The 5150-nt window shown below is 68.0% G+C and carries 7 protein-coding genes; 4 read left to right on the forward strand and 3 right to left on the reverse strand.

Going from position 1 to position 5150, the window contains the following annotated elements:
* Together UK23_RS45090 and UK23_RS45095 are read right to left on the reverse strand one after the other, a co-directional pair.
* On the reverse strand, positions 1-619 hold a 619-nt coding region (locus UK23_RS45090; protein WP_045317994.1), incomplete at its 3' end, for an SDR family NAD(P)-dependent oxidoreductase.
* A 50-nt stretch (positions 620-669) separates the two neighbouring features.
* The gene (locus UK23_RS45095; RefSeq protein ID WP_196778167.1) at positions 670-1293 is read right to left on the reverse strand and encodes a TetR/AcrR family transcriptional regulator; all 624 of its coding nucleotides are present in this window, start codon (positions 1291-1293) and stop codon (positions 670-672) included.
* 73 nt (positions 1294-1366) lie between these two features.
* On the opposite strand from UK23_RS45095, the gene UK23_RS45100 reads away from it, so the two are divergent.
* Complete coding sequence (locus UK23_RS45100) at positions 1367-2353, forward strand: PHP domain-containing protein (RefSeq protein WP_045317996.1); 987 nt, start codon at positions 1367-1369, stop codon at positions 2351-2353.
* Here UK23_RS45100 and UK23_RS49555 read toward each other — a convergent pair.
* Entirely contained in the window at positions 2316-2894 is a 579-nt protein-coding gene (locus UK23_RS49555) for a hypothetical protein (protein ID WP_052685624.1), read from the reverse strand. The two genes, UK23_RS45100 and UK23_RS49555, sit on opposite strands and share 38 nt — an antisense overlap.
* 240 nt (positions 2895-3134) lie before the next feature.
* Between UK23_RS49555 and UK23_RS45110 the strand changes: the two genes are divergently transcribed.
* From UK23_RS45110 to UK23_RS45120, 3 genes are all read left to right on the forward strand, one after another.
* Positions 3135-3773 (forward strand): sensor histidine kinase, encoded by a 639-nt coding sequence (locus UK23_RS45110; protein ID WP_045317997.1) that lies wholly within the window; start codon positions 3135-3137, stop codon positions 3771-3773.
* Positions 3770-4396 (forward strand): response regulator, encoded by a 627-nt coding sequence (locus tag UK23_RS45115; RefSeq protein ID WP_045317998.1) that lies wholly within the window; start codon positions 3770-3772, stop codon positions 4394-4396. The genes UK23_RS45110 and UK23_RS45115 overlap by 4 nt, the downstream gene beginning before the upstream one ends.
* 66 nt (positions 4397-4462) lie before the next feature.
* The gene (locus UK23_RS45120; RefSeq protein WP_045318000.1) at positions 4463-5089 is read left to right on the forward strand and encodes a helix-turn-helix transcriptional regulator; all 627 of its coding nucleotides are present in this window, start codon (positions 4463-4465) and stop codon (positions 5087-5089) included.
* Positions 5090-5150 lie beyond the last annotated feature (61 nt).

A 5150-nucleotide genomic window follows, 5' to 3' on the forward strand; every position in this document is an offset into this window, starting at 1 on the left:
CCTCGTTGCCCACAAGTGCAGCGGAGAAATCGGTGCGGATCACGCCGGGCGCCACCGCGTTCACCCTGATCCCGGCGGGACCGAGCTCACGGGCCAACGTCCGAGTCGCACTGATCATCGCAGCCTTGGCCGCCGAGTACAGCCCCATGTACGGCTCGGCCTTCAACCCCGCCGCAGACACGATGTTGATCACGGACCCGCCACCGGAACCAAGTCCGGCAGCAACAGCAGCACGCGTCAGGGACAGCGGCGCGCGAACGTTCACCGCCATGATCTTGTCGAAGGCCCGGGCCGAGACGTCGATCAGCGGACCGAACGGCGGCGCGGCACCGGCGTTGTTCACCAGCACGTCGATGCGGCCGAACCGGTCGACGACAGCGGAGACGATGCCGGGGATCTCGTCGTCGTGGCCGAGGTCGGCCACGACAGGCAGTGCCTCGACCTCGAACTCGCGCTCGACGGCGGAGGCGACCTCCTTGGTGGTCTCGGCCGTGCGCGCGACCACGGCAACGTTCGCCCCCGCGCGGGCCAGCGCGCGCACCGACTCCAGGCCGATGCCACGGGTGCCGCCGGTGACCAGCGCGACGTGTCCGATCAGCGAAAACGAGTTGCTCGACATGGTGGCGAAATTATTCGACACGGTGTCGAGTGAGCAACGCTCTCGCTTATCTACTGGGGAACCCCGTACACGGACCGCAACCACACAGCAGTCAGCGTCTCCACGACCTCACGATCACGAGCGGCCGACTTGCGGCCCAACGAAAGGCTGTAACACATGGTCTCGTTCATCGAGACCAGCACAGTGGCCAGTGCTCGCGCAGAAGGCGGACCCGCAACGGCCACGCCCGCGTCGCGTTCGATCTCGATCTGCTGCGCGGTCGACTCGATGAACTTGCGCGCGACCTCCGACCAGAAGCCGCGCACCATCTCGCTCGTGTCGCGGGCACGGACGGCCGCGCGCAAAACAGGGCCGTGCGCCCGCCACAGCGCGACAGTTCCGGAGATCGCGCGCCGGATCGATTCCGCCGGCGGTTCACTGCCGCGGCGCAACCACAGCGCGGCCGAATCGTAGAGGCCTTCCGCGACGCGTTCGGACAACGCGTAGAGCACGGCCTCGCGTGATTCGAAGTGGAAGTAGAAGGTGGATCTGGAGATTCCCGCGCCCGACGTCAGCTCGTCGACGGCGATCTCGTCGAGCGACTTCGTCTCGAGCAGCTGTTCAGCGGTGTCCAGAATGGCCTGCGAGGTCAGGTCACCCTTGCTCCGCTTGCGCCGAGAGCCGGGTCGGTTCATGACGAACATCATTGTGGATCGATGCGACTCCAACAACAGAGGCGTACGGAGAGTGGATGGGGTAGGAAGAGGTATGGATCCGGTCAAGGCGTTGAAGCAGGTGGCCTTCCACCTCGAACGAGCGGGCGAACCGACCTACCGCGTCCAGGCCTTCCGCAACGCGGCGGCCGTTCTCGCCGACCTCGACCCGGCCGAGGTCGAAAAGCGAGCGAAACTCGGCACGCTCACCGACCTGAAAGGTGTCGGGAAATCGACGGCCGGTGTCGTGCAGGACGCCCTCGCGAACCGCGAACCGTCGTATCTCGCGAAGCTGCGGCACGTCGACATCACTGGCGGCGAGGAGCTCCGAGCCGAGCTCAAGGGCGACTGCCACGTTCATTCCGACTGGTCCGACGGCGGCAGCCCGATCAAGGACATGGCGGAGGCGGCGCGGGACCTCGGCCACGAGTTCATGGTGCTGACGGACCACTCGCCGCGCCTGACCGTCGCGAATGGACTTTCGCGCGACCGGCTGGAGAAGCAGCTCGAGGTCGTCGCCGAGCTGAACGTCGAGCTGGCCCCGTTCCTGATCCTCACCGGCATCGAGGTCGACATCCTCGACGACGGTTCGCTCGACCAGGACGACGACCTGCTGGAGCGACTGGACGTCGTGGTCGCGAGCGTCCACTCGAAACTGAAGATGCCACGTGCCGACATGACGAAGCGCATGATCAACGCGGTCAGGAACCCGCACGTCGACATCCTCGGCCACTGCACGGGCCGGCTCGTCGTGGGCAAGGGCCGTCCGGAGTCGCAGTTCGACGCGGAACGGGTCTTCGAGGCGTGCGCTGAACACGGCAGCGCGGTGGAGATCAACTCACGGCCCGAGCGGCTCGATCCCCCGCGCCGCCTGCTCAGCCTCGCCGTCGACGCGGGCTGCACGTTCTCGATCGACAGCGACGCGCACGCGCCCGGCCAGCTGGACTGGCTGAACTACGGCTGCGCGCGGGCAGAGGAGTGCGGGATCACACCAGATCAGGTGATCAACACGCGGAGCGCATCTCAGCTGCTGTCCGGGTGAGGTGCTCGTACCAGGAGACCAGCGGCCCGGTGTCGGCGAGCGCCCGTCCCAGCGCGACCCGGCACAGGTCCCGGACCGGTTCGGGATCCCACGCGGCGACCAGCGAGTCCAAGGACCCGAGTGACCCCAGCGCGTACCGCTCCAGCCCGGCGCAGATCGGCACGACGGTCCCGTCCGCCTTCACCACCAGCGGATCGACCCGCACGAACGCCGACGGATCCGCGCGCAGCAGTGCGGCGGACGTGACGTCGAACTGGACCTCGACGGCGTCGTCCTCGGCGACACGATTCAGTTCCACGGCCGCGTAGACCAGATCGACCCGGTCGACACCGTGCGGCCGCACGCGGACCTTGCGCGCGCCCTCCCCCACGGCCTCGGCGGCCAGGCCTCGCAGCGACGCCACGTTGTCCGGCACGAGGTCGATCAGCACGGTCACCCGGTGACCGTCCGCGGCGTACCCACCCACATCGTCCAGCCCGACCACGAGCTCTGCCCCCGGCACGGCCGTGAGCCAGCGAGGGTCGTGGACCTCGACTCCCATACCTGTGAGGAGCGTCCGTTCGGCCTACAAATACGTCCGTACCGCTCATCGGGCCATTTGGTTTTTCCGTCTGGCTGTATCACCGGCGCTGCCGCTTCCATCGGAGTGCAAAGGAATCCGTTCACCCACTCCCGCCACGTGCGGGAATGGGCCGATCGAGGGACTTCCGGTCACACCATCGGGAACCTCGGAAACGGGTGCCGACGTCCAAGCGACGTCACTTCTGGGGAGGGAGGGAGCATGCGCCGCCAATTCATCGTGCCCGCGGAGTCGTGCGCCCGGAGTGCGGCTGAAGCACGCCGGACGGTGCTGCGCGACCTCCACGACGGTGTTGGCCCGTCACTCGCCGCTGTCGCCCTCGGGCTGCGGTCGGCGCGGCAGCTGCTCACCTCCGACCCGGCCGGCGCGGCGCGGTTGCTCGCGCTGCTCGAGGACGAGATGCACTCGGCGATCGGCGACATCAAGTCACTGGTGGCGAACGAGAGCCCGGCCGTCGTCACGAAGCTCGGGCTCGTGGGTGCGGTCGAGCAGTTCGTCTCGGCGTTGAGGTCGCGGCTGCACTTCGCGATCGACGTCGTGGTGCTCTGCGAGATCCCGCCACTGCCCGACGCGGTGAGCGTTGCGGCGTACCGGATCATTCGCGAGGCGCTCACGAACGTCGTGACGCATGCCGACGCGCGCACGTGTGCTGTCCGGCTCTGGTTCGACACCGAACTGCACGTGGAGGTGCTCGACGACGGCGTGGGCCCGGCCGAGGTGGCCTCTGGCGTGGGCTTGGCGTCGATGCGGCAACGGGCGAGCGATCTCGGTGGGAACTGCCGGGTCGAGCCCGGCCTCGACGGCGGTACCAGACTCGCCGCGGCTCTACCCTTGTCATGACCTTGCGCGCGCTGGTCGTGGACGACCACCCGCTCTTCCGCCGCGGCGTGATGGCAGCGCTGATCGACAACGGCATCGACGTCGTGGCCGAGGCTTCCGGTGGCACAGCGGCCGTGGAAGCCGCGGCCCGGTTGCAACCTGACGTGATCGTGATGGACCTCAACATGCCCGACCTCGGCGGAGTGGAGGCCACCCGCCGAATCGTGGCCGCGCGGCCTTCCGCACGCGTGCTCGTGCTGACCATGTTCGAGGACGACGAATCCGTGTTCGCCGCGATGAAAGCGGGTGCGCGGGGGTATTTGGTGAAGTCCTCGCGACCTCAACAGATCGTGGACGCCGTGCGCGCGGTCGGTGAGGGTGAGGCGATCTTCAGCCCGGCCGTGGCCACCAGGCTGCTCGACTTCTTCGCCACGGCACCACGGCCGAGCACGCTCCCGGAGCTGACCGGGCGCGAACGCGAGGTCGCCAGGCTGATGGCGGCGGGCAAGGGCAACGCGACCATCGCGCGGGAGTTGTTCCTGAGCACCAAAACCGTGCGCAACCACGTGTCCAACATCCTCCGCAAGTTGCAGGTCGCAGATCGCGCGCAGGCGATGAACCTGTTCCGGGACAACTCGGGATAACTGCCCCTGCCGGCCGGGACGTCCCGGCCTGGAAGATGGATTGTGCTGACGTCAGAAGGGGAGCTGATGAACGCCGAACCGGTAACCGTCGTCCTGCACGCCACCGACTCGATCACCCGCGCGGGAGTGACCGTCGCGCTGCGGTCCCGCCAGGAGATCCGGCTCGTCGAGCCGGAGACCGCGGAGAGCTGCGTCGCACTCGTCGTCGCGGAACGTCTCGACGAGAACGTGCTGCAACTGCTGAGAAAGCTGCAGTGCCAGCCCAACCCGGGGATCGTGCTCGTCGCCGGCGACGTGGCCGACTCCGAGCTGCTCGACATCGTCGGCAGCGGTGTTTCCGCCGTGCTGCGCCGTTCCGAGGCCACGCCCGACACGCTGGTCCGGCTGATCCGCGCGGCGCACGCCGGTGAGGGATCGCTGCCGGCCGACCTGCTCGGCCGGTTGCTCGGACGCGTGTCCCAGCTGCAGCGCAACGTGTTGCGCCCCAACGGGCTCAACCTCGCCGGCATGTCCAGCCGGGAGACCGAGGTGCTGCGGATGATCGCCGACGGCCTGGAGACCAGGGAGATCGCGGAGAAGCTGTGCTACTCGCAGCGGACCGTGAAGTCGATCCTGCACGACATCACCAACCGCTTCCAGCTGCGCAACCGCGCCCACGCGGTGGCCTTCGCCCTGCGTGAAGGTCTCATCTAGGGCCTGTATCGAGGTCCCGTTCGATGAGAGCCGCGCCTGAGGTGGTTCCTGGTGGTGCGGC

Source organism: Lentzea aerocolonigenes (assembly GCF_000955955.1).
In the GTDB taxonomy this organism is placed as follows: Bacteria; Actinomycetota; Actinomycetes; order Mycobacteriales; family Pseudonocardiaceae; genus Lentzea; species Lentzea aerocolonigenes_A.

Bases quoted from the DNA above. Each gene is read 5' to 3' on its own strand.
- UK23_RS45095 (WP_196778167.1), bottom strand. From the start codon at position 1,293: ATGAACCGACCCGGCTCTCGGCGCAAGCGGAGCAAGGGTGACCTGACC.
- UK23_RS45100 (WP_045317996.1), top strand. From the start codon at position 1,367: ATGGATCCGGTCAAGGCGTTGAAGCAGGTGGCCTTCCACCTCGAACGA.
- UK23_RS49555 (WP_052685624.1), bottom strand. From the start codon at position 2,894: ATGGGAGTCGAGGTCCACGACCCTCGCTGGCTCACGGCCGTGCCGGGG.
- UK23_RS45110 (WP_045317997.1), top strand. From the start codon at position 3,135: ATGCGCCGCCAATTCATCGTGCCCGCGGAGTCGTGCGCCCGGAGTGCG.
- UK23_RS45115 (WP_045317998.1), top strand. From the start codon at position 3,770: ATGACCTTGCGCGCGCTGGTCGTGGACGACCACCCGCTCTTCCGCCGC.
- UK23_RS45120 (WP_045318000.1), top strand. From the start codon at position 4,463: ATGAACGCCGAACCGGTAACCGTCGTCCTGCACGCCACCGACTCGATC.